At 61.2% G+C, this 22,933-nt stretch carries 19 protein-coding genes, 1 tRNA gene and 1 other RNA gene; 12 read left to right on the forward strand and 9 right to left on the reverse strand.

Annotated elements, in window-relative coordinates:
• Positions 1-135: 135 nt before the first annotated feature.
• From HMPREF2605_RS03585 to HMPREF2605_RS03600, 4 genes are all read left to right on the forward strand, one after another.
• On the forward strand, positions 136-1,398 hold the full coding sequence (locus HMPREF2605_RS03585; protein WP_070846955.1) for a glycoside hydrolase family 76 protein: 1,263 nt from the start codon (positions 136-138) through the stop codon (positions 1,396-1,398).
• Positions 1,399-1,535: 137 nt separating this feature from the next.
• On the forward strand, positions 1,536-2,474 hold the full coding sequence (locus HMPREF2605_RS03590; protein WP_070846957.1) for a Dyp-type peroxidase: 939 nt from the start codon (positions 1,536-1,538) through the stop codon (positions 2,472-2,474).
• Between the two features lie 124 nt (positions 2,475-2,598).
• The gene (tgt, locus tag HMPREF2605_RS03595) at positions 2,599-3,909 is read left to right on the forward strand and encodes a tRNA guanosine(34) transglycosylase Tgt (RefSeq protein ID WP_044150805.1); all 1,311 of its coding nucleotides are present in this window, start codon (positions 2,599-2,601) and stop codon (positions 3,907-3,909) included.
• Positions 3,910-3,941: 32 nt separating this feature from the next.
• Positions 3,942-4,451 carry an SRPBCC family protein gene (locus HMPREF2605_RS03600; protein WP_070846959.1) on the forward strand — a complete coding sequence of 170 codons (510 nt, stop codon included), beginning with the start codon at positions 3,942-3,944 and terminating at the stop codon, positions 4,449-4,451.
• A gap of 118 nt (positions 4,452-4,569) precedes the next feature.
• Here HMPREF2605_RS03600 and HMPREF2605_RS03605 read toward each other — a convergent pair whose 3' ends face one another.
• From HMPREF2605_RS03605 to HMPREF2605_RS03630, 6 genes are all read right to left on the reverse strand, one after another.
• On the reverse strand, positions 4,570-5,274 hold the full coding sequence (locus tag HMPREF2605_RS03605; RefSeq protein ID WP_070846961.1) for a hypothetical protein: 705 nt from the start codon (positions 5,272-5,274) through the stop codon (positions 4,570-4,572).
• Positions 5,275-5,494: 220 nt separating this feature from the next.
• Entirely contained in the window at positions 5,495-6,616 is a 1,122-nt protein-coding gene (locus HMPREF2605_RS03610; RefSeq protein ID WP_070846963.1) for a phosphoglycerol transferase, read from the reverse strand.
• Between the two features lie 107 nt (positions 6,617-6,723).
• A complete protein-coding gene (locus HMPREF2605_RS03615; protein ID WP_070846964.1) occupies positions 6,724-7,236 on the reverse strand; it encodes an acyl-CoA thioesterase in 513 nt (170 codons plus the stop codon).
• 344 nt (positions 7,237-7,580) lie between these two features.
• Positions 7,581-9,086, reverse strand: coding sequence for an amino acid permease (locus tag HMPREF2605_RS03620; protein ID WP_070846966.1), 1,506 nt, complete (start codon positions 9,084-9,086; stop codon positions 7,581-7,583).
• Positions 9,087-9,322: 236 nt separating this feature from the next.
• On the reverse strand, positions 9,323-10,777 hold the full coding sequence (locus HMPREF2605_RS03625) for an amino acid permease (protein WP_070846968.1): 1,455 nt from the start codon (positions 10,775-10,777) through the stop codon (positions 9,323-9,325).
• A 107-nt stretch (positions 10,778-10,884) separates the two neighbouring features.
• Entirely contained in the window at positions 10,885-11,613 is a 729-nt protein-coding gene (locus HMPREF2605_RS03630; RefSeq protein WP_070846970.1) for a queuosine precursor transporter, read from the reverse strand.
• 272 nt (positions 11,614-11,885) lie between these two features.
• Here HMPREF2605_RS03630 and HMPREF2605_RS03635 point away from each other — a divergent pair, with 272 nt between their 5' ends.
• Together HMPREF2605_RS03635 and HMPREF2605_RS03640 are read left to right on the forward strand one after the other, a co-directional pair.
• Positions 11,886-12,962, forward strand: a complete 1,077-nt coding sequence (locus HMPREF2605_RS03635; RefSeq protein ID WP_070846972.1) for a hypothetical protein — start codon at positions 11,886-11,888, stop codon at positions 12,960-12,962.
• A gap of 109 nt (positions 12,963-13,071) precedes the next feature.
• Positions 13,072-13,767, forward strand: coding sequence for a TetR/AcrR family transcriptional regulator (locus tag HMPREF2605_RS03640; RefSeq protein ID WP_070846974.1), 696 nt, complete (start codon positions 13,072-13,074; stop codon positions 13,765-13,767).
• 124 nt (positions 13,768-13,891) lie between these two features.
• Here HMPREF2605_RS03640 and HMPREF2605_RS03645 read toward each other — a convergent pair whose 3' ends face one another.
• The 3 genes from HMPREF2605_RS03645 to ffs all read right to left on the reverse strand — a co-directional run bounded on the left by HMPREF2605_RS03645 (position 13,892) and on the right by ffs (position 14,852).
• Complete coding sequence (locus HMPREF2605_RS03645) at positions 13,892-14,215, reverse strand: type II toxin-antitoxin system VapB family antitoxin (RefSeq protein ID WP_005507186.1); 324 nt, start codon at positions 14,213-14,215, stop codon at positions 13,892-13,894.
• 120 nt (positions 14,216-14,335) lie between these two features.
• Positions 14,336-14,424 (reverse strand) — tRNA-Ser (locus HMPREF2605_RS03650).
• A 331-nt stretch (positions 14,425-14,755) separates the two neighbouring features.
• Positions 14,756-14,852: signal recognition particle sRNA small type (gene ffs / locus HMPREF2605_RS03655), an RNA gene on the reverse strand.
• Between the two features lie 191 nt (positions 14,853-15,043).
• Here ffs and HMPREF2605_RS03660 point away from each other — a divergent pair.
• The 6 genes from HMPREF2605_RS03660 (at position 15,044) to purQ (ending at position 22,929) form a co-directional block, all read left to right on the forward strand.
• The gene (locus HMPREF2605_RS03660) at positions 15,044-17,872 is read left to right on the forward strand and encodes a DNA polymerase III subunit gamma and tau (RefSeq protein WP_070846976.1); all 2,829 of its coding nucleotides are present in this window, start codon (positions 15,044-15,046) and stop codon (positions 17,870-17,872) included.
• A 178-nt stretch (positions 17,873-18,050) separates the two neighbouring features.
• A complete protein-coding gene (gene recR, locus HMPREF2605_RS03665; RefSeq protein WP_070846978.1) occupies positions 18,051-19,166 on the forward strand; it encodes a recombination mediator RecR in 1,116 nt (371 codons plus the stop codon).
• 208 nt (positions 19,167-19,374) lie between these two features.
• A complete protein-coding gene (locus HMPREF2605_RS03670; RefSeq protein WP_005507189.1) occupies positions 19,375-20,670 on the forward strand; it encodes an aspartate kinase in 1,296 nt (431 codons plus the stop codon).
• A 116-nt stretch (positions 20,671-20,786) separates the two neighbouring features.
• Positions 20,787-21,737, forward strand: coding sequence for a 3-methyladenine DNA glycosylase (locus HMPREF2605_RS03675; RefSeq protein ID WP_070846979.1), 951 nt, complete (start codon positions 20,787-20,789; stop codon positions 21,735-21,737).
• 122 nt (positions 21,738-21,859) lie between these two features.
• Positions 21,860-22,111: a phosphoribosylformylglycinamidine synthase subunit PurS gene (gene purS / locus HMPREF2605_RS03680; protein WP_005507194.1), complete on the forward strand. Its 252-nt coding sequence runs from the start codon at positions 21,860-21,862 to the stop codon at positions 22,109-22,111.
• Between the two features lie 5 nt (positions 22,112-22,116).
• Positions 22,117-22,929, forward strand: a complete 813-nt coding sequence (gene purQ, locus HMPREF2605_RS03685; RefSeq protein ID WP_012904196.1) for a phosphoribosylformylglycinamidine synthase subunit PurQ — start codon at positions 22,117-22,119, stop codon at positions 22,927-22,929.
• Positions 22,930-22,933: the final 4 nt, after the last annotated feature.

Raw genomic sequence — 22,933 nt, forward strand, 5'->3', positions numbered from 1 at the left:
TCCCTGCGGTGCATCTTCTCGGCGGTCTCTCGAAAAGGAATCACACCCGAGAGCCCGCCCACAGTATTCGGGCGTTCAGAGGGCAAAAAGTGGGATAATTCAGACGTAATACTTCACCGCAACTACAGAGGGTCCATGAATTCCCAGCCGTCTTCCCACAACGCGCAGTCTCTGGAGTCGATTAGCGAGTACGCCGAGCGCACCTCCTCGCATGCCGCTGCCGCAGCCGCCAGCGTCACCGACACCTTCGCGCACCGCATCCTTGGTGTTCCCGGCGCCCTCATCGGTTCGGTGCAGGTACCCGACCCGCGCCCGCTGAGCCAGCGCCTAAACATTTGGCATTACTGGTGGCAGGCGCACCTGCTGGACTGCGTGATTGATGCCGGCCAGCGTCACCTGCGCGAGGGCGATATCACCGCCGCTCAGGAGGAACTGCACCGTGCCCGCGCACTGTTGCGCGGCATTAACGTGCGTAATTACGGCCGCTTCGCGAACGACTACTTTGACGATATGGCGTGGCTGACCCTCGCGGTGGGCCGCATGAATTCCTTCTGCATTGAGCTGACCGGCGCGAACGATGTTGCCGCCCAGGATGCTGGCGCGGCTCTCTTCGAGCAGCTGGCAAAGGGTTTCTCCCCGGTGGGTGGCATGAGTTGGCGCAAGTCCAAACGTGATTTTGTGAATGCTGCGGCGACCGCGCCGACCGCCCTGGCGTATGTGCGTGCGGGCGACCCGAAGACTGCCGCCGCGCTCATGGACTGGATGAACGAAACCCTCTGGGATGCAGAACGTTCGCTCTATATTGATGGCGTGAACGTGCGCGGCGACGAGTACGAGTACGAGCGCGGCGAATTCACCTACAACCAGGGAACCGCCCTGGGCGCCCTGCTGAGCCTCGCCGCATCCGGTGTGCCCTGCGAGGTGGACCCCGCAGAACGCGCCGAGCGCCTCATCGTCGGCATCGTCAAGCACATGACCGAAGAGGTGGAGTTCCTCTCCGGTGCGCGCCGCCGCATCCTCATCTCTCACGGCGACGGCGACGGCGGCCTGTTCACCGGCATTCTCGTGCGCTACCTGGGCATGGCGGCATCCTCGCCGCTGCTTAGTGATGAGGCGCGAGCGCTCGCCTCGACTCTGGTGTACTCGACCGCACGCGCCCTGTGGGAGGGCCGCCGCGAGTTCGACCCCGACCTGCCGATGAATGAGTACGGCATTGACCCGAATGAGATTCGCGGTAAGGCGCTCGTGCAGTTCTCCCCGCGATTCACCGAGCCGATGAGCAAGGTTGTGAAGCCCGGCGCGCCGGTGGAGCTGTCCGCTCAGGTGCAGGCGTGGACTATTTTTGAGACGGCGGCGCGTCTGGCGCATGCGCGGTACCTCGCCTCCCACAGTTTCTAAGACACAGTTTCTAAAACCCTGCTGTTCTTTGCCCCCAGCCCTAATCTTCTCCGTTCAGTGCAGAAGGTTAGGGCCTGTGCAGAAGGTTAGGGCTGGATTCATTGCAGGGGCGTGCGCACAGGCGTACGGTGAATTTTATGCTTGCTTCAGAATCACAACAGGTCACTGCCAGCCCGAACGCTAACACCATTTTCATGGTGTGGAAGTTCAAGGAAGACATTGCTCACGATGCACTCATCGAGGCTTTCCAGAACCTCTGCGGGATCGTCATTAACCTCAACCACACCGCCGCGAACCGCTACTCGCCCGAGAACGCCAGCGTTGTACTGGGTATCAGCCACAGCGCGTGGCTGACCCTGGATCTGCCCAAGCCGCTGCCGCAGGAGCTCGTGGAGTTCGAGGAGATTAGGGGCCATAAGCACACCGCGGTGTCCACTCCCGGTGATTTGCACTTCCACATCCGTGCGACCCAGCCGTCGGTTGCCTACGATATGGCGTCCGCTATTACCGCGGCTCTGCGCGATATTGCCGAGGTGCTGGATGAGGTGCACGGCTTCCGTTACTGGGACGGCCGCTCCATTATCGGTTTTGTGGACGGCACCGAGAACCCGCAGACCCCCGCGGCACGCGAATACTTCGGCATCATCGGTGACAGCGACCCCATGTACAGGGGCGGTAGCTACCAGTTCGTGCAGAAGTACATCCACGACATGACCGCGTGGAATAACCTGCCCGTCTCCGAGCAGGAGAAGGTCATTGGCCGCTCCAAGCACGACGACATCGAGATGAGCGAGGACGAGAAGCCCGCCAACTCGCACTCCGCTATTGCCAATATCGGTGACGATTTCAAGGTTATTCGCGACAACATGCCCTTCGGCACCGTGGGTAACAACGAGCTGGGCACCTACTTCATCTGCTACGCCAGCACCTTCTCGACCGTCCGGAAGATGCTCATGAACATGTTCACCGGCGTGGATGGCGCCAACTACGACCGTCTGCTGGATTTCAGCACTGCGGTGACCGGCACCCTCTTCTTCGTGCCGACTGTGGATATGCTCGGCGACTTCGCCGGCTAAGGCGAGCTAAACCCAGCTACCCTCAGCTAAATTCTCGTGAACCCCGCCTCCGGCAAGAGAGGCGGGGTTTTCCGGTAGGCTAGGGTGTAGACATTCAGACGGAAAGCAAACAATCGAGAGAAGAATGAGCGTTCTAGATAATTCTTTCCCTACCGAGGACTTTGGCTTCACCATCACCAGCCGCCTGGCGGACACCGCCTCCCCCAGCGCTGAACGTGTAGAAGCCAACGGCGGACAGTTCCGCGGACGCACCGGTGTCATCACCACCCCGCACGGACAGATCCAGACCCCCGCCTTCACCCCCGTGGGCACCAAGGCAACCGTCAAGGCGGTCCTGCCCGAATCCATGAAGGAGCTCGGCGCTCAGGCTCTGCTCTCCAACGCCTACCACCTGTACCTGCAGCCCGGCCCCGAAATCCTCGACGCGGCAGGCGGCCTGGGCGCATTCATGAACTGGGACGGACCCACCTTCACCGACTCCGGCGGATTCCAGGTCATGAGCCTGGGCTCCGGCTTCAAGAAGGTTATCGATATGGGTACCGTCGCGGACGCTAAGGGCGCCGACGGCCGCCCCCTCGGCGACGACGACGTGGCGAAGGGCAAGGAACGCCTCGCCCACATTGACGACGACGGCGTGAACTTCAAGTCGCATATTGACGGCTCGATTCACCGCTTCACTCCCGAGGTGTCCATGCAGGTTCAGCACCAGATTGGTGCCGACGTCATGTTCGCCTTCGACGAGCTGACCACCCTCTACAACTCCCGCGGCTACCAGGAGGAGGCGCTCGAACGCACCCGTCTGTGGGCGCTGCGCTGCATCGCTGAGCACCAGCGTCTCACCGCAGAGCGCGTGGGCAAGCCCTACCAGGCACTGTTCGGCGTGATTCAGGGCGCCCAGTACGAAGACCTGCGCCGCAAGGCATGCCAGGATCTCGGCTCCATGCCCTTCGACGGCTTCGGCATCGGTGGTGCACTCGAGAAGGAAAACCTCGGTACCATCGTGCGCTGGTGCGCCGAAGAGCTGCCCGAATCCAAGCCCCGCCACCTGCTCGGCATCTCCGAACCCGACGACATCTTCGTCGGCATCGAGAACGGCGTGGACACCTTCGACTGCGTCTCCCCCACCCGCGTGGCACGCAACGCAGCCGTCTACTCCCCCACCGGCCGCTACAACATCACCAACGCGCGCTTCAAGGCGGACTTCTCGCCCATCTACGAGGGTTGCGACTGCTACACCTGCACCCACTACACCCGCGCCTACCTGCGTCACCTCTTCAAGGCGGACGAGCGTCTGGCGGCGACCCTCGCCTCCATCCACAATGAGCGTTTCATCGTGCGCATGGTGGACGACGCCCGCGAAGCCATCAAGGACGGCACCTACTTCGAGTACCGTGACGAGTTCCTCGGCAACTACTACTCCGGCAAGAAGCCCTAAACCCGCTCTTCAACCTATTTAAGGAGAACCCTATGAGCATCACTCATGTTCCCGATGAGGAGCTTCTCGTCTTCGACCACGAGATCGCAGCCCCGGTCGAGGACGTCTTCGGCGCCTACCTGGACCCCGAACTGCTGGTCCGCTGGTACGGCCCCGCCGGCTGGCACGTGCGCCCCACCGACGTTGTCGTGGAGCCCGTCGTCGGCGGCATGCAACGCCTGTCCATGATCAACGAGGTTGACCCCTCGGTGTCCTGCATTCTGCAGAGCCGCTTTTTGAGCATTGAACCGTTCAAGGAGCTCGAATACGCCGAGCAGCTGCCCGACCACCTGGGCAACCCCGGTAGCGTGCTGGTGTACCAGCGTCACCGTTTCTCCCCCGAAACCGTGATTACCGCCGACGGCGTGGGTTCCGGTACCCGCATCGTCATTGAGATTGGTCCCATGCCCGCCTCGGTCCACGAGGAGGTGCGCACCACCTGGCGTTCGACCTTCGCCCGCCTGGATGACGTACTCGCCGCCCGCGCACGCGGGGAGCTCTAAAACCCGCCGCGCCAGCTGCTTGAGATAGCTTCGAGACAGCAAAGCGCCGCGTTGACGAATCATTCGTCAACGCGGCGCTTGCGTTTAACGCCTAAACCTTGCGGGGTTGAGCCGCGGGCTAGTTCGTCAGCTTCACGGTAATGACAGTGCTACCACCATCCAGGGACACACATTCGGGGGTCGCACGATCCGCACCGTCATCCGGCTTCCAGTAGCAGCGCGCCGACATGACGGTACGCTCACCATTCACCTTATCGGTCACCTCCGCGGGGTTCTGCACCACAAACTGGCGGATCAGCTCACGCGCAAACAGGCAATCCACCGCGCCGGAGGTCACCTGAACCGTCGCGTTGTGCTTCAGGTAGCCGGTAGCGTCCATGCTGCCGCAACTACCGCCCGCAGACTGAACATCCGAACTGGACAGGCTAGCGGTGCTCGACGCGCTCGCCGAAGCGTTCGAACCGGCCTTCGCCGATGCGGAGGAGCTCGCCGCCGCGCTCGCCTGCACGGTTACCGAGGGGCTTGCGGTAGTGATGGTACCGGGAGTTACAGTCGCCGCCGCGGTGGTGGTGCTGACCGTGCCGGGAGTCGGGGTGCTTTCACTGACCGTTGCGGTGCGAGTGGGGCTGGAGGTTGCCTTCGCGCTCGTAGCGCTCGGGCTAGGGACTACGGTAGCGCTCGGGGAGGCGGCGGTAGTGGCACCTCCGGAGCATGCCGACAGGGCAAGCAGGAGCGTGGCACCGAGCGCCACGGGGCTGTAACGCTTAGCGGTGCGGAGAGTAGTAGAAGAAGTCTGGGTAGAGTGCTTCTGTGCCGGATGCATGGTGACCTTTCTGCGTCATCGGTTCGGGTTCCTAACCAGTATTCTAAAGACGCTACCTGTGAGCTAGCTATACGGCATCTTAGGAACCCACAGGGTGCCCCCGCTAGGACACAGCGGGTAGAGGCACAGCGCAATAAGAGGGGCTCCCCGGCAGTGCGGGAAGCCCCTCCTTAGCTCTCTTCACAACTCACTGACAACTCATTGCCTCTAGCGCGGGTGTTTAGCCTTCGTGCCTGCCACGCACCAGAATAGTGTGCCCGTTTCCGTCATGGCAGCTTATCGAGCTATTCTCAATCTCGCCGAAACAGGTCAGCTGATTACCATCGGCAGCGGGCACAGTCACCACATCCCAGGTGTGCATCATCTTCGTGTTTGCGGTGGTGGTTTCCGCGTGCAGAGCCGAGGACCCATTCGCGGTATTCACCTCGCTAGCGCCGGTCAGGAAGTTCATGCGAGTCACCTCCACCGGACCTGCAAAAGTACGACCGACCGCACCGTTACCGTCACCGGTCTGCTCACCGGTGCGGCGCTCGCACACCAGGGTTCCATCCGCGGGGTTCAGCTCGCAGAGGGTGCGCTCGTCATCGCTCTTGAAACGGTAGTAGCCGGCGCCGGAATCGTAGTAGGAGGGCTCCATGAGGAACGGGATCTCGGGAGCGTCCGGGTTCTGCAGGCGAGCCACGAAGGCGACATCCTCGCCGATGGTGCACTCGGGGGCGCCGCGATCCTCGCGACGGTTCTCAGCCATCTCGTACTGCGGGTTCCAGTAGCAGGTGGCGTCCTGAACCTTCGCAACCTGGTGCTCGGTCAGGTTGTCGTCGGCACGCGGGGTGGTGACGTACTCGGTCAGCACGTCCAGCGCGTGAGCGCAGTCCACAGTACCGCGCAACACCATGATTTCCGCACCAGTCTTCAGGTAGCCCTTGCGGCCAATGTGTCCGCAGCGCTCGCCGGCGGAGGCGCGTTCAGCCTCCACCTTTTCGGGCGCGCGAGGAGTGTCACCGGTGGGAGTCTCTGCCGCGGTGGAGGTTTCCTTCGCCTCAGCAGGTGCGGAGGACTCGGATGCCTTCGCCTCAGCACTCTCTGCGGGGGCGGGCGCCTGAGTCTCGGTGACGGTCGGCTCGGTCTTCTTCGTCGGCGACGGGGACGCCGTGGAGGAAGGAAGCGGGTACTGCGAGTGGTTAGCCGTGCTGGAGGGGCTGGGGGTCGACGAGGAGTTTTCGCTCTGAGAACCGCCGAAGCAGCCGGTCAGGGCAAGGAGCAGGGCGGCGGCGCATCCGGTGGCGCGCATCGTGCGGCGACCCCAACCGGCGGGGTCAGCCTGAGTGTGGTGAAACGACATCGTTATCTCTCCCGGGAATGGACCTTTTGCACCCTTTGCAGAAGGTATTTAAAGCATACGCTTAACCCCGTTCAAGACCGGTTTATTACAGCAGAGCGCCAGCCCCTCTACTTCTGCGGCAGGTAGGAGCTCAGCAGGTCACGCTGCTCGGGGCTCAGACGCGTCAGGCGCCCCGCCACGGAATCCCAGAACGCCAGCACGGTGAAGGCACGAACGCATTCGCGGCCGTCCACCGGGGAGAGAATCGAGTAGCCAATACGCACGGAGGCGGCGCTGACCTTCTCCACGCTCAGGCGCACGGGTACGGGCTCACCGGTGTAGGGCAGCTGAGCCAGGTAGCGGATGCCGTGCTCGGCAATAAGCGCCTGCACGCCCTCGGTGACCAGCTCGAAAAGCAGAATGGGAGGCTGCGGTGCCACAGTAGGCTTCTGACCGGAGGAGGGAGGCGGGCCGAAGAGCGCCACACGGGCTTCTTCCATGACCGAGAGGATAGCGACGTTGTTGACGTGCCCGTAGGCGTCCATGTCGCCCCAGCGGGCGGGAACGTGTACCAGCAGTTCGTCGGTGGTACCGACCTCAGAGGCGGGGGTGTTTTCGCGGTTCTTTTCGTGGCTTTGCATGGTTTTAACTCTACTCCCCACCGCTGTGAGGCGGCTATTCGTACGAATCCGCAAGGTACAGCAAATGAATCAGCTGATAATGATTCGGGGGCTAGAAATATATTTGATAGTTAAAGCGATGAGGCTCGAAAGCTACGATGCTTTCGAGCCTCATCCAACACACAGACATTTGAACGCATACAAGATCATACGGTTCACTGTCCATGATAGACCCGTCCTGAGGGCCAACTGCATTTTTACGGTTTTATTACGAGGAATTCCAGAAATTTTCCGTATTTTTCGTTTATTACTGTGTTGGAGTCTCTGCAGGCCCCAACACCGGCCCTCCCTGCAGCTGCAGAACCTTAACGGCCCAGCTTAGCCGCAGTCTCCAGGGCATGATCAGCGTCATACTTCATGGCGTCGTACTCGCCGGTTGCCTGCTGAGCCTCCACAAAGGTCTGCTCATCAATCACGTGAGTGTGGCGGATACGAGCAAAGTACAGCAGGCTCAGGACCACAAAGTAGCCCACACCCACCACAGCCGGAATCATGGAACCGCGCACCATGAAGAGCGCAACCCACACCGCGAAGAGCAGCAGAACGCCAACCGCGGCGGTGAACTGGCCACCCCACAGGCGGAAACCATCGGTCGCCGGCTCAACACGCTTGTACACAATGTAGGCGAACAGAATCAAAACCCACACGGTCAGCGCGCACACCATAATCACGAAAATCATGGAAAGGAACGCTTCCTTCGGGCTGTACAGCGCCAGCAGAATAGCAATGACCATACCGCTGGTCGACAGCCATACCGCACGAGCCGGAACGCCCGCACGATTCACCTGAGCCAGCTGGCGAGGCGCCATACCGTCAACCGCCAGCGAGTGCATCAGACGCGCACCCGCGTACAGGTTCGCGTTCGCACTCGACAGCGCCGCAATCAGCACCACAAAGTTCACGAAGTGCGCCACACCGTGCACGCCCAACTGCTCAAAGACCAGAACGAACGGGGAAGCCTCCACCGCATCGCCCAGACCCGACGCCGAACGCCACGGAATAATAGCCACAACAATCAGGACCGCCAGCACGTAGAAGGTCGCCAAACGAACCATCATCGCCTTAGCCGAGGAACGCACCGAGCGGGAGGGGTCCTTCGCCTCCGCGGCAGAAATCGAAATCATCTCAATACCGCCGAAGGAGAACATCACAACGGCCAGCGACAGCCACACCGACTGCGGGCCGTTCGGCATGAAACCACCATCGTTGAAGAGGTTTGCGGTACCCACCGCGGCGTGGCCGGGCAGACCGAAGAAAATCAGGCACAGGCCCACCAGCAGGAAGGCAACAATCGAAATGACCTTAATGGAGGAGAGGAAGAACTCCAGCATGCCGAAGGACTTCACGCTCGTCAGGTTCAGCACAATCAGCGCCACACCAAACACCGCAATACCGGTCCACAGGGGTAGCTGCGGCCACCAATAATTCAGGTAGGTCGCCACCGACACCAGCTCAACGCCGGCAATCAGAACAGTCGCCGTCCAGTAGGCAATACGAGTCAAAAAGCCCGCAAACGGGCCCAGGTAGCGGGTAGCAATAGTACCGAAACCGCCGCGGACAGGGTAGCGAACCGCCATTTCACCGGTTGCCGCGCCAATCACCGAAGCGAGCGCAGAACCGATAGCGTAGGTGAGAATGACCGCGGGACCCGCCATCGCAATGGCGGTGCCAGAACCCAGGAAGAGGCCCGTACCGAGCGCGGAACCCATCACAATCATGGTCATCTGCCCGTGGGACAGAGAACGCTTCAGGGTGCGCGACCCGGCGGTGCCCGCTGCAGCGTGGCTGCGGGTATCGTCGTTGTGGGACACGAAGGTGCCTTCCGTCAATACGCCTCAAGGGGCGTGATGTGCAATGTGTGCTCGCACCCGGCGCCCGCGGCCTCAAATCCACGGTGACAGGTGCGAATAGTTAACTATTCTACGGGCACGGTTAGGCCGGGCAGAACGGCGCCGCCGGAGCGGGGAGAAAACGCAAAGGCACCGGGCGGGGTGCTCCCCCATCCGGTGCCTTTTCGTGTTTCAGCTGTGCAAGGCTTCCACGCTATTTAGTGTTGTGCCGCGTTGGTATCCTCGTCGGCGTGCATAGCGTCCAGGTCGGGGCGCTCATAACCGCCCTGAACCTTCGAGGAGATGGCGTAGCCAATAGAAATCAGCACGAAGAAGACGATGCCGACCATGATGGATTCCTGAACACCCGAGCCGGGCAGCATGAACATTGCCGCCAGGGTCGCCAGAACACCCGCCAGAGCCAGACCAGCGGTGACGCGGCCACCCAGCACGGTGAAGGAGGATGCGTTCTTCTGGTCCTTCTTGTACGCCTGGTAGGTCAGCAGAATCATGATCCACACGATCAGGATGCACAGGGTCACCAGCGCCATGAGCAGGGCGAAGATGTCGCCGATCTTGGCAACAGCCATCACGGTCGCCACAACAACGCCGGTGAAGGAAATCAGCAGAGCCACGACCGGCACACCGCGCGAGGAGGTGCGGGCAGCCACTGCGGGAGCCATACGGTCAGAGCCCAGGGCGTGCAGCAGGCGGGTTGCCGCGTACAGGGAGGCGTTCGCACCCGAGAGCGCCGCCACCAGCACCACGAAGTTCATGATGTCCGCAGCGAAGGGGATGCCCAGCTCAGAGAAGACGAGCACGAACGGCGACTCGGTCAGCTCCGAGTTCTGTGCGGCGGTCTGCCAGGGCACCAGGCAGAGAATAATCGCCATGGATACCACGTAGAAGGTGGACAGGCGCCAAATCATTGCCTTCACGCTGGTTGCCACCGAGCGTGCGGGGTCCTTCGCCTCCGCTGCAGAGAGAGAAATCATTTCCACACCGCCGAAGGAGAACATGACAACAGCCATCGAAATCCAGATAGATGCCGGGCCGTTCGGCAGGAAGCCGCCGTCGTTCACGAGGTTTGCGGTACCCGCCGCAGCGTGACCGGGCAGGCCCACGAACACCAGCAGCACACCGATCACCATGAACACGATGACGGCAGAAACCTTAATCGAAGAGAGCAGGAACTCCAGGGCGCCGAAGGACTTCACACTCACCAGGTTCAGCACCAGAATAATCGCGCCAAAGAGAGCAACGAACACAGCCAGGGGAACGTCCGGGAACCAGTACGCCATGTAGTGGCCAACCGCCACCAGCTCAGCACCGGCCAGCGGCACGGTGCACGCCCAATACGCCCAGCGAGTCAGGTAGCCGCTAAAGGGGTTCAGGTATCGGCTGGCAATGGTGCCGAAACCGCCCTGGACGGGGTGACGCACGGACATTTCACCCGCGCACGCAGCAATGGTTGCCGCAATCATCGAACCAATAGCGTAAGAGAGGATTGCGCCGGGGCCTGCAATCTTAATGGCGGAGGAGGAGCCCAGGAACAGGCCCGTACCCAGCGCCAAGCCCATTGCAATCATGGTCAACTGGCCGTGGGAGAGGGAACGATTCAACGAGTCGTTCTTCTCCGACTGCTCGGGGGTGTTCCCCTGCAGTTTAGACATAACGTATCTCTTTCTTAGACATGCTGTGTATTGAACAAATCTGAAAAGGCAATGCCGCCCAGTCGTTAGGCCGGGCGGCTCTGCACATCAGCTGTAAGGAGGTTAGCTTATGCCACGTACTCCAGTTCGTGACGCTTGAACCAACCAATAATCGGGTAGCTGATCGGCATGAGGAGCACCTCGACCAGGCACTTATAGATATAGCCAATCAGCACGTAGTTGAGGAATGCTTCCATGCTGTCGATGCCGAGTACCGGTGCGGCGATCGAGCAGAAGATGAGGGTGTCGAGCAGCTCGCCAACCAGGGTGGAGACAATCATGCGCAGCCACAGGAAACGGCCCTTGCTTGCCTTCTTCATCGCTACCATGACCCAGGCGTTCAGGGTCTGACCGAACAGGTAGCCGAGCAGGGAGCCCGCAAAAATCTGCCAGACCGGGCCGAGAACCTGTGCGAACGAATCCTGGCCGGTGTAGAAGCTTGCCGGCGGCAGGTGCACAATCAGCAGGAAGCACAGGGCAGCAAAAGCAGCCGAGCTGAAGGAGGCTACAATCGCGCGGCGGGCACGCTTGAAGCCGTACACCTCAGAGAGAAGGTCACCAATAACGTAGGCGAGAGGGAAAAGGAAGAAACCACCATCGGTGACGATGGTGTTACCGATGAGGGGCAGTTCGAAGGGCAGCGGACCGAACTCCACGCCCTTGGTTGCACCAATATTCGAAATGATCAGGATGACGCAGGACGCGCCCAGCAGCAGATCAAAGTAGCCGCGGCGACCAGCCCAGGGCACCTTAACGGTGCTCGTCTGAGCCTTAGATTCGCTAACGGGTTTAGCCATTACTTTCCCCAAGTCTTTCTTCATGCGATGTGTTTCTTGACGCGAGGACACCGCCCTCACGCGTGGTGGGTGAGCGCGCTATGCAGGGCGCTACTCACCGGCTCGTCTGCCACCCGAGCCTATCTAATAGTACCTATATGCCGTGGCGGCGGCAGGTTTCTGCGCCTCTTTCAAGAGTGTGGACGCGGCATGCACCCGGTTACCCGGTGTGGGATGCCTGCGGTACCATCCCATCCCGATAGCGGCAGAACCCACACATTTACAATGGAGGTATGAAGAGACTGAGCCGCAGAGTTCACCGCAACGGAGTTTACCGCAGCGGCGCTCACCGTACTGAGCAGGTCGCATCCCTGCTGGAAGCGGGTACGGGTCGTGCTCTACGCGCCTCGATACGACGTTCTGCGCGTCGAGTGCAGAAGAGGCGGCACCGCAATCAGCGTAGGCTCAGCGCACATATCCCGCGGTTGCATCCGCTACTGACCTATGCGGCGCATGCGGTTCGTGCCGGCATTTCTCTGTTGGAGCCGATGCTGCTGGCGTCCTCTGAGCTTCTCGGCTACCGGTCGTTTACGCATCGCGGGCGCAATATCTACTACCGGGTCGATAACCTGCACCTTCTGACCGAGTCTGAGTCTGCGCCCGGTGTGCTGTTCTATTTTGATGGTGATCATCTCTCCCGTGCCGGTAGTCGTCTGCTGCGCCGCACTTCGCCGTTGCGTGCAGAGTTGGCGCAGGTGGCGGCTGAGTTCAACATGCTGTCCGTGCCGGTGCTTTCGCCGGGTAGCCTGCGGGAGCCGCGTCTGACCGATACCGGCTCTTATGCGCCTCCGCTGACCTATAACTGGTGGGTTCGTGCCCGCTCGAACGGCAGGATGGTCCGCGCCCTCGTTGAGGAGATTGCCCTGGCGTACGGGGTGGATATGAGCCGCGTCTGGCTTGCCGGATATTCGGGCGGCGCGGAGTTCCTCAGCTACGAGCTGCTGTCGCACGATATTGACTGGATTCGCGGAGGCGGCGCCACCTTCATCGGCGGCGGCGGCGCTGACGGTGTGCCCGCGCGGGTGCGTGAGCAGGCTGCGCTGAATCCTTCCTCGCATGAGCGTCTGCTGATGAGCTGGCATGTGGGCGTGCTGGATGGGCGTTCGCCGTCTGGTCGTCGTCGTATGGCGACGAGTGCCGAGGGGAGCTGGTCGGCGCGTATTGCGGCGCAGGAGGGTAGCGCGTTCTACGAGAGTTTGGGGGCGCGGACTCTGCTGCAGGTGACTCCGGGGCGTGGCCATACGGGGTATCCGATTGCGTCGTTGGTGGGTGCTGATTTGGCGGCGGCTACGCGTTTGGGGTTCCTCTAGGGGCGGTTGTTCTGTCATAAACATGAAAATTCGCATGAATTGGGCAAATTTCTTGGTGACACATTCGATAAATTCGTCATTTGCTGACGATTTAGGGTAGAGTGTCACTATGCCTCGTATTTCTGCAGCAACCAACGCCGCCCAGCGCGAAAACACCAAGCGCGCCATCCTCAACTCCTTCGGCGAGATCCTCTACAACCGCGGCCTCTCCGGCCTGACCATGACCGACGTCGCCAAGAACGCCGGCATCGGCCGCACCGCGGTCTACAACTACTTCGCCGACATGGGCGAACTGCTGGTCGCCTACGCCCTGGACGAGACCGAACGCTTCCTCAACGAACTGCGCGTCGGCCTGGAGGGCATCGAAAACCCGATCGACCAGCTCGCGGTCTACATTCGCCTGCAGATCAACGACCTGGCGCGCCGCCACCTGCCCCCGGGCCCGGCAATGCGCTCCATGCTCTCCCCCGAGTCCTACGCGAAGCTCGGCAAGCACGTGCACGAACTGCAGATGGTGCTGGCACACATCCTCTCAGCCGCGATTGCTGAGAACTACATTCCCAAGAACGACATTCGCGAACTGGCGATGCTCGTGCACGGTTCGCTCTCTTCGAGCGCTGGCCGCGCCGAGGACGCGCCGGACGAGGAGACCCGCGAGCGCCAGATTCTGAATACCATCCGTTTCATTCAGATGGGCCTGGGCGCGCGTTTTGATGCCGAGGGCAACCCTGTTCGTCTGGACTCCGAGGAGTCTCTGCCGGAGCAGTCCCCGCTGCAGGAGGCGGACCTGAAGGTCGCATCCTAAGCGTGGCACCTCTGAATCGCGGAACCTGAACCGCGAAACGTAGCGCAGTTATACGTTCATAAGAATGCCGCGGACCTGATGCTTCTTTGCATCGGTCCGCGGCTTTTTCTGTATTCGGGGGGGGTTACGCGCCGGGCAGCAGTGCCGGAGAGATGGAATCCAGGTCCAGTACGCGCGCGTACATGACGGCGCGGCGGTGCAGGGCGTTACGCAGTGCGCGGTGCACGCCGTCTTCGAGGTATAGTTCGCCGCCCCATTTGACCACGTGCGGGAAGAGGTCACCGTAGAAGGTGGAGTCTTCGGCGAGTAGGGTCTCGAGGTTGAGGGTCTTCTGGGTGGTGATGAGGGTGTCGAGGCGTACCTGCTGCGGCGGGATTCCTCCCCAGTCGGCGTGGGTCATGCCGTGCTGGGGGTAGGGGCGGCTGTCGCCTACTTTTTTGAAGATCATGGTGGTGCTTTCTGCAGGTATGGGGCGCCTGGGCGGCGCGTGGACCCGTGGGGGTTCTGAAGAAATAGTACCAAGGGGTATAAAAAATCCCCGGTCTTAGAATCTAAGACCGGGGATCGGTGGCGGAGGATGGGGGATTTGAACCCCCGAGGGCTGTTAACCCAACACGCGTTCCAGGCGTGCGCCATAGGCCGCTAGGCGAATCCTCCAGCTATGTTTTCTACGCATTGCGTAGGCAACGAATAAAACTTTACTACGCTTTTACCGGGCGCGCAAGCCCTGGATGGGAAAAGTAACAGAAAGCACATTTGTGGGTGCTTGTACTCTTACTTTTGGGCATAGAAAAACCCCTTACGCAACCGCTGAAACCCAGAATTCCGAGCGAGCGAACTGAGGCGCAGGATTCCGAGCGAGCGAGGTAATAAATCCTGCGTCGAAGCCGCCGAGCCCTAACGAGGCGGAATCCTGGGTTGAAGCCGTCGAACGACAGTGAGACGGGTATGACGGGTGCCTGATTGTCTATGTAGCTGATTTTAGGCATAGAAAAACCCCTTACGCACCCGTCATAGCTCGAATACCCTTGCTACCTTCCGGTCCTGGGGGAGTTTTCCAAGATAACGCCACGTAAGAGGCAAGAACCAGTGTACCGGATTTTTGGGTTCTTGGGAATTCGGTGCATCCGCGGTATTTCTGTGGGCGTACGGACTGCCCGATGAGCATCCGTGACGTGTGCGTGTTCGCCGGTGACTGGTGACCACTCGTGCCGAGGGTGGAGCGTCTAAAATGGTAGGGATTGTCCTATCCGCACCCCGAGTTGAAGAGGTTGCCGTGAGCACTGCCCTTTATCGTCGTTATCGCCCCGAGACCTTCGCTGAGGTTATCGGGCAGGAGCACGTGACCGAACCTCTTATGGTCGCTCTGGAGAAGAACCGTGTGAATCACGCGTACCTGTTTTCGGGTCCGCGTGGTTGCGGTAAGACCACGTCGGCGCGTATTTTGGCGCGTTGCTTGAACTGTGCGCAGGGTCCGACTCCGACTCCGTGTGGTGTGTGCGATTCGTGCCGTGAGCTGTCGCGTGATGGTGGCGGTTCTCTTGACGTGATTGAGATGGACGCGGCGAGCCACGGCGGTGTGGATCATGCCCGTGACCTGCGTGAACGCGCTACTTTGGCGCCGGTGCGTGACCGTTACAAGATCTTCATTATTGATGAGGCGCATATGGTGACCCGTGAGGGTTTCAATGCGCTGCTGAAGATTGTGGAGGAGCCGCCGGAGCACGTGAAGTTTATCTTCGCGACGACTGAGCCGAATAAGGTGCTGGGCACGATTCGTTCGCGTACTCACCATTACCCGTTCCGCCTAGTTCCGCCGGAGGTGCTTCTGCCGTTCCTGCAGGGTCTGTGCGATCAGGAGCAGGTGCCGGTTGAGCCGGGTGTGCTGCAGCTGGTGATTCGTGCTGGCGGCGGTTCGGTGCGTGATTCGCTGTCGATTCTTGACCAGCTGATGGCTGGTGCGTCGTCGCAGAACGGTATTGAGTATGACCGTGCGGTGGCGCTGCTGGGTTATACCCATGCGCAGCTTCTGGATGAGGTCATTGATGCGTTGGGTGCGAAGGATGCGCCGACTCTCTTTGGCGCGGTGTCGCGTGTGGTGGCGACCGGTCAGGATCCTCGCCGTTTTGTGGAGGATCTGCTGGAGCGTCTGCGTGACTTGATTGTGGTGAAGGCTGTTCCGCAGGCTGCGGGTCAGATTTTGCAGGGTCTTCCGCAGGATCAGTTGGAGCGTCTGGGTCAGCAGGCTCAGGCTTTGGGTGAGCGTGAGCTGACGGTTGCCGCGGGTACGGTCAATGAGACTCTGAATGGTATGACGGGTGCGGCGAATCCGCAGCTTCAGCTGGAGTTGCTGTGTGCGCGTCTGCTTCTGCCTGCGGCGGAGGGTTCTGCTGGTGGTGCTGAGGTTTCGGCGTTGGCTTCTCGCCTGCAGGTACTGGAGCGCCGCGTGGCTTCTGGTGCCGGTTCTGTTCCTGCTGGTTCCGCTCCGGCGCAGGGCGGCATGTCTGCGGCTCGTGCGGCGGGTATGGCGGCTGCTGGCCTGACTCCTAAGACCCCGGCGCCTAATGCACAGGCTCCTAGCGAGCCTGTGCAGGAGGCAGCTCAGCCCGCCCAGCAGACTAGTGCGGGTGCTCCCCCGCTGGCTGGTGCGCCTCTTGCTGCGACCACCCCGCAGTCTTCTGGCGCCCCGCTTAGCACTGCGCCCCTGGCACCGGCAGCACAGGCCCCCGCAGCACAGACTCCTGCACCTCAGGCACCTGCAGCTCCGGCTGGTGCTCCCCTGGCAGGTAATGCCCCGGCGGCGCCCAATGCTCAGGCGGCGCCCAATGCTCAGGCGGCGCCGAATACCCCGGCCGCTCCTGCGGCTACCCCCTCCGCGCCTTTGAAGCTTGACCCGAATGATCCTCTGGCGGCGGTTCAGGGTAATTGGCGCGCCATTCTTAACCGAATGAGCGTTCCCGGTGCGGCGGAGCAACTGATGAAGGTTCGCCCCGCCCGCATGGACGGCGCAACCCTGTACGTGAGCGCCGACATTGCGACTCTGCGCGCGGTCAAGGGCTTTGTGCCCGAGTTGACCGCCCGCGTGAGCGAGTTCCTGCGCCGTCAGGTGACCATTCATGCTCAGGTGGCAAAGCCCGGCGAGCAGGCTAAGCCCGCCCCGGCGGCGGCGTCTGTAGCGCAGCCTACCCCGGTACAGCCCGCAGCTCCGGCGGCGGCGCCTGTAGCGCAGGCACCTCAGCCGCCTGTTCAGCAGGCACCTCAGCAGCCCGCTCAGCCGGCGCCTCTGGCTGATGGTCCGCGCGGCGGTGAGGATGCGTGGCGTCGCCACGGTCAGCCGCTGACCGGCGCAAACAGCCCCGAGTCCACGAGCGTGGATGCGCCCCTGGGTGCGTGGGAGGTTGCCCCGATTCCGCAGAGCGCCCCCGAGGAGGCGCCCCAGCAGGCTGCCCCGGCTGCACCGCAGGCACCGATTCAGGAAGCACCGGTTCAGGAAGTCCCGGCTGGCCCGCTTGCGCCTGAACCCTCGGTTGCTCCGGTAGCCCAGCAGGTTCCGACGGCTCCGGCGGGTGGTTTTGGTGAGCGTGATTCCTTTGCTGCTTCCGGTAGTGGGGTTCCGCAGCAGGAGAGCACCCCGGAACCCCAGCACGCACCGGAACCCCCGTTCTCGCAGGAGCCCCCTCACGTGGAGGAACCGCCCTATGAGGAGGAGCCCCCTTTTGAGAATGAGCCTCCCTACGCTGAACCTGTAGCACCGGCTGGTCCGCTCGCTGCTCCGGTTGCCCCGGCTGGTCCGCTTGCACCCGCAGCGCCGATTGCTCCGGCTGGCCCGCTGGCTACTCCCCCGCAGGCGGCTCCGGTTGATAATGCACCGGTCGATAACGCGCCGGCACGCGGAGAGAAACCCGATCAGCCCGCTGCACAGACTGCGCCGGAACCCGTAGCACCGGCACAGCAAGCAAAGCCGGCGGCACGCGCCGCATCCGATGAGGACTACGTCTCTGAGGATGACGAGAAGGTCGAAAACAGCACCTTCATCGGCCTGCGCGCTATCGAAAAAATTATTGGTGGTACCGTCATTGACGAACACCCCCTGCACCAGCCCTAACCCGGGGTTGTAGGTGCCGCGCCCGCCATCGCACCGATGGCGGGCGCGCTCATTCCAGCCGCATACTCGCTACGCGAAACGCCTCTAAACTGTCAGGGGTTGGGTGCATACTCATAACGTCGCCCAAGAACAGCGCACCAACGCACCAGCACAACACACCGCATCAGAAGGAGAAGCCATGTACGAGGGAGCAGTTCAAAACCTCATTGACGAGCTCGGTCGCCTGCCGGGTGTGGGTCCCAAGTCGGCTCAGCGCATCGCTTTTCACATTCTGAATGCGGATGCTGCCGATATGGCGCGCCTAGCCAACGCCATTTCCACGGTGAAGACCAGCGTCAGCTTCTGCGAGGAGTGCGGTAACGTCTCCGAGACGAAGCTGTGCACAATCTGTCGTGATGAGCGCCGCGACCCGTCTGTGCTGTGTGTGGTCGAAGAATCGAAGGACGTGGTGGCGATTGAACGCACCCGTTCCTTTACCGGCCGCTACCATGTGCTCGGCGGCGCTATTAACCCGCTGGCGGGTGTGGGCCCGGAGCAGCTGCGTATTCGTGAGTTGGTGTCCCGCCTGGCGGATGAGCGCATCCAGGAGATTATTCTGGCGATGGACCCGAACCTTGAGGGTGAGGCGACCGCAACCTACCTCTCGCGCATGCTCGTGCCGTTGGGTGTGCGTCTGTCGCGCCTGGCGTCGGGTCTGCCGGTCGGTGGCGACCTGGAGTACGCGGACGAGATTACCCTGGGCCGCGCATTGGAGGGCCGCCGCGTCATTAGCGAGGGCACGGCGGTGGCGCACACTGCCGCCGAGGATTTTGAGCGCGTGAACCGTGAGGAGGAGCAGGAGCGTGAGCAGGCGGCTCAGGTTCAGGCTCAGGAGGCGAAGCAGACCCGTCGCCGCTGGAATTCGAGCATGTTCGACGACCTGGATTCTGAAGATTCTGCCGTTACCACCCCGCAGGCGGCTGAGGGCGTGCAGGGTACGGTGGATGAGCAGCTGATTGAGCAGGTTCTGCAGGAGGCTGAGGAATCCCGCGATGAGGGCTCTTCTGTCGATACTGAAACCGCCGCAGAATCCGCCCCTGACCTGGGCGAAGACTCCGTTGAGGAGGCTCCTGCGAGCGCCGCCTCCGAACCCACTGAGGCACCCGCAACCGAGCAGGCGGAGGATGCTCCGGAGGTGTTCCGCACCCCCGATTACGAGGAGAAGATCCGCTCGATTCAGAACGCCCCGTTGCGCACCCCGAAGCCGGATGTTCCGCCGTTGCCGGGTGTCACGTACGTGAACCCGTGGACCTAAAACTCGCCTCCGCAGGCTCTGGTACCTGCTCCCGCGTGCGAGCCGTACCCGCCCCCGCACCCCGCATCGCTACCGCGTAATACTACGTAATATTTCACGGGGCAATACATACGGGGGTGCAGTTCGCCGCTTGCACTGAACGCCGTCTACTATAAATGAGGAGCCGGCGTCTGCCGGTGGCACACAAGTAACTGACCTGGAGATATCAATGAGCCTGATCGTCCAAAAGTTCGGCGGTTCCTCCGTAGCTGATGCGGAGGGCGTAAAGCGCGTTGCCCGCCGCGTCGTGGACACTCAGAAGGCAGGTAACGATGTGGTCGTCGTGGTGTCCGCTATGGGTGACACCACCGATGAGCTGCTCGACCTTGCCGCAGAGGTCACCAGCAATGTCACTCCTTCCCGTGAGCTGGACATGCTGCTGACCGCCGGTGAACGCATTTCAACTGCCATCCTGTCGATGGCTATTAACGACCTGGGTGCTAAGGCCCAGTCTTTCACTGGTTCTCAGGCTGGCATGATTACCGACGGCGTGCACGGTTCTGCACGTCTGGTGGAGGTCAACCCGGAGCGTATCCGTGAGTCGATTGAGGCCGGAAATATTGCGATTGTGGCCGGTTTCCAGGGTATGAACCGTCAGAGCGGCGATATTACGACTCTGGGCCGCGGCGGTTCTGATACGACTGCTGTTGCTCTGGCTGCTGCTCTGAACGCTGATGTGTGCGAGATTTACTCGGATGTGGACGGCGTTTTCACTGCCGACCCGCGCATCGTGCCGACCGCGCACAAGCTGGATACCATCACCAGTGAAGAGATGCTGGAGATGGCGGCGAACGGTGCGAAGATTCTGCACCTGCGCAGTGTTGAGTATGCTCGTCGTTTTAATTTGAAGCTTCACGTGCGTTCTTCGTTCTCTAACCTTGAAGGCACTATTGTGGTTCCGGAGGAGTCCGCGGAACTGACCCCCACCCATCTGAAGGAGATTCCCTTGGAGCAGCCCCTGATTTCTGGTGTCGCGCATGATCGCACCCGCGCAAAGATTACTGTTGTTGGTGTTCCGGATGTTCCCGGTTCGGCAGCTAAGGTGTTCGGTCTGATTAATGAGGCGAAGGTTAACCTGGACATGATTGTTCAGAACGTGCCGACTGACCGCCCCGGCGTGACCGATATTTCCTTCACCCTGGATCAGGATCAGGGCCCCACCGCGCTGAAGGCGCTGGAGGATGCTAAGGCGGAGCTGGGTTTCCAGGAGGTTATTTACAACGAGTCGGTTGGTAAGCTGTCGCTGGTTGGCGCGGGCATGAAGACTAACACGGGTGTTTCGTTCACTTTCTTTGAGGCCCTGTCTAACGCTGGCGTGAACATTGACATGATTTCGACTTCTGAGATTCGTATTTCGGTGATTACTGAGCTGAGCAAGCTGGATGAGGCTGTTCGCGCGGTGCACACTGCGTTCGGTCTGGATGCTGAGGGCGAGGCTACTGTTTACGGTGGTACTGGCCGCTAGGGTTTAGCTCGTTTGTGGGCTGTACGCTTCGGGAGGGGCAGTGCTGGTTTATTCCAGTACCGCCCCTCCCTTTTGCCTGTGTGTTTGTGGGCGTGCGGGTGCTCTACTCTAGAAGCATGAGTAGTGTTGTGTTTTCCCAGGTGATGGATGCCCGTCAATGGCGTGCCGCAGAGGCAGCACATGAGGCGCGTGCCGGCCGCTACGCCGACCCGTTTGCGCAGCGTCGCGCCCGCCACGAAGTGCACCCCGTGGAAGATTTCCTCTTCACCTACTACACGCTCAAGCCCGGCCAGTTCAAGCGCTGGCACCCCGGCGCCGGCATCATTCTGCTGGATGCGCCCGAGCGCACCTCCTGGCGTTTCTACCGGCATGCAACCGAGCAGGAGCTCCTTGACGCTGGCTGCACCCCGCAGGTGGCGCGTGCCCAGGCGGATGCAGCCTCCGCCGTCACGGTGGACGTCACCGATTTTGTGGAGCGCCGCGCTACCGCCCTCGCCTTCACCCACGAGATCCTGCGCAACACCGCCGCGAAGAAGGGGCAGTTCGGTTGCTTCGGCATGCACGAGTGGGCGATGGCGTACAAGTCAGTGGAGAACAACATCCGCCACGACTACCTGGAACTGCGCCTGGGCGCGGAGGGTACGGACCGCGTGGTGGAGGAGCACCGCATCCGATGCTCGCACTTTGATGCGTTCCGTTTCTTCATGCCGCAGGCGGCACCGTTGAACGAGCTGCAACCGACCCGCGAGACGCAGCGCGTCCTGGAACAGCCCGCGTGCCTGCACGCGAATATGGACGTGTACAAGTGGGCGTACAAGCTGTTACCTCTGGTTGATTCAACCCTGGTCATGGATTGTTTCGACCTGGCGTGGGATGCGCGCGAGCTGGACATGCGCGCCGCCCCCTACGATATTCGCGACTGGGGGTACGAGCCGATTCCAGTGGAGACGACCGAGGGCAAGGCTGAATACGTACGCATTCAGCGTGAGCTGTCGGAGCGTTCCATTGGGCTACGTGAGCGCCTGCTTGCGGTGTGCGAGCGCTATCTTCCGCCCCTCGAGGCGTAAAAGACGTGATTCGAGCCTCTTAGAGTATCCACCAACCGAACGCATACCCCCGTTACGGTCGTTAGTACGGTAAGATGAGATACGGCTCATACAGAACCCACGCACCCAAGGAGTGCCCACACATGGCCCGTATTGTTGTTGATGTTATGCTCAAGCCCGAAATTCTTGACCCGCAGGGTAAGGCTATTTCTCACGAGCTGCCCCGTATCGGCGTTGATTCCTTCGTGGATGTTCGCCAGGGTAAGCGCTTCGAGCTGACCGTCGAGGGTGAGGCTACTGAGGAGCACCTCGCAGCTGCCCGCAAGGCTGCTGAAGAGCTGCTGTCGAACCCTGTCATCGAAGACGTTGTGAACGTTTCGGTTCTGGAGGACTAATACCTATGGCAGAGTCCCTCGCACCTACTGAAGTCCCCCTGGTTGGCGACTTTTCTACTTACTCCCCGAACCCCGCTTTCGCTGATGCACGCGTTGGCGTGGTGACTTTCCCCGGCACCCTGGATGACCGTGACGCTGCGCGTGCTGTCCGTCTGGCTGGCGGTACCGTCGTTGAGCTGTGGCACGACGACGCTGATTTGAAGAACGTTGATGCCGTCATTATTCCTGGCGGTTTCTCCTACGGTGACTACCTGCGTGCTGGCGCTATTGCTGCGAAGGCTCCCGTGATGCGTTCGGTGATTGATGCCGCTAACGCTGCTGGTACCTCCGGTTCCGCTCCCCTGCCTGTTCTGGGTATTTGCAATGGTTTCCAGATTCTGACTGAGTCTCACCTGCTGCCCGGTTCGATGATTAAGAACGATCACCGCAAGTTCATTTGCCGTGACCAGATTCTGCGCATTGAGAATAACTCCACCTCCTGGACGAGCAACTATGCTGCTGGCCAGGAGATTGTTGTCCCTCTGAAGAACCAGGACGGTCAGTATGTTGCTGACCAGAAGACTCTGGAGGCGCTGGAGGCTGAGGGTCGCGTGGTGTTCCGCTACGTTGGTTTCAACCCGAACGGTTCCCGTAACGACATTGCTGGTATCAGCAATGAGCGCGGTAACGTGGTCGGTCTGATGCCGCACCCGGAGCACGCTGTGGAGCCTGGCTTCGGTCCTTCCTCTTCTGGTTTTGGTGAGGTTTCTCTGCGCGGTGGCGCCGATGGTCTCGGCGTGTTCACCTCCGTTCTTGCCAACCTGATTAACGCCCGCTAACGCA

It is taken from the genome of Rothia sp. HMSC065C03, from assembly GCF_001837295.1.
Taxonomy (GTDB): Bacteria; Actinomycetota; Actinomycetes; order Actinomycetales; family Micrococcaceae; genus Rothia.

Excerpts from the sequence above, each read along its gene's own strand:
- HMPREF2605_RS03585 (WP_070846955.1), top strand. The coding sequence starts at position 136 with ATGAATTCCCAGCCGTCTTCCCACAACGCGCAGTCTCTGGAGTCGATT.
- HMPREF2605_RS03590 (WP_070846957.1), top strand. The coding sequence starts at position 1,536 with ATGCTTGCTTCAGAATCACAACAGGTCACTGCCAGCCCGAACGCTAAC.
- tgt (WP_044150805.1), top strand. The coding sequence starts at position 2,599 with ATGAGCGTTCTAGATAATTCTTTCCCTACCGAGGACTTTGGCTTCACC.
- HMPREF2605_RS03600 (WP_070846959.1), top strand. The coding sequence starts at position 3,942 with ATGAGCATCACTCATGTTCCCGATGAGGAGCTTCTCGTCTTCGACCAC.
- HMPREF2605_RS03605 (WP_070846961.1), bottom strand. The coding sequence starts at position 5,274 with ATGCATCCGGCACAGAAGCACTCTACCCAGACTTCTTCTACTACTCTC.
- HMPREF2605_RS03610 (WP_070846963.1), bottom strand. The coding sequence starts at position 6,616 with ATGTCGTTTCACCACACTCAGGCTGACCCCGCCGGTTGGGGTCGCCGC.
- HMPREF2605_RS03615 (WP_070846964.1), bottom strand. The coding sequence starts at position 7,236 with ATGCAAAGCCACGAAAAGAACCGCGAAAACACCCCCGCCTCTGAGGTC.
- HMPREF2605_RS03625 (WP_070846968.1), bottom strand. The coding sequence starts at position 10,777 with ATGTCTAAACTGCAGGGGAACACCCCCGAGCAGTCGGAGAAGAACGAC.
- HMPREF2605_RS03630 (WP_070846970.1), bottom strand. The coding sequence starts at position 11,613 with ATGGCTAAACCCGTTAGCGAATCTAAGGCTCAGACGAGCACCGTTAAG.
- HMPREF2605_RS03635 (WP_070846972.1), top strand. The coding sequence starts at position 11,886 with ATGAAGAGACTGAGCCGCAGAGTTCACCGCAACGGAGTTTACCGCAGC.
- HMPREF2605_RS03640 (WP_070846974.1), top strand. The coding sequence starts at position 13,072 with ATGCCTCGTATTTCTGCAGCAACCAACGCCGCCCAGCGCGAAAACACC.
- HMPREF2605_RS03645 (WP_005507186.1), bottom strand. The coding sequence starts at position 14,215 with ATGATCTTCAAAAAAGTAGGCGACAGCCGCCCCTACCCCCAGCACGGC.
- recR (WP_070846978.1), top strand. The coding sequence starts at position 18,051 with ATGTACGAGGGAGCAGTTCAAAACCTCATTGACGAGCTCGGTCGCCTG.
- HMPREF2605_RS03670 (WP_005507189.1), top strand. The coding sequence starts at position 19,375 with ATGAGCCTGATCGTCCAAAAGTTCGGCGGTTCCTCCGTAGCTGATGCG.
- HMPREF2605_RS03675 (WP_070846979.1), top strand. The coding sequence starts at position 20,787 with ATGAGTAGTGTTGTGTTTTCCCAGGTGATGGATGCCCGTCAATGGCGT.
- purS (WP_005507194.1), top strand. The coding sequence starts at position 21,860 with ATGGCCCGTATTGTTGTTGATGTTATGCTCAAGCCCGAAATTCTTGAC.
- purQ (WP_012904196.1), top strand. The coding sequence starts at position 22,117 with ATGGCAGAGTCCCTCGCACCTACTGAAGTCCCCCTGGTTGGCGACTTT.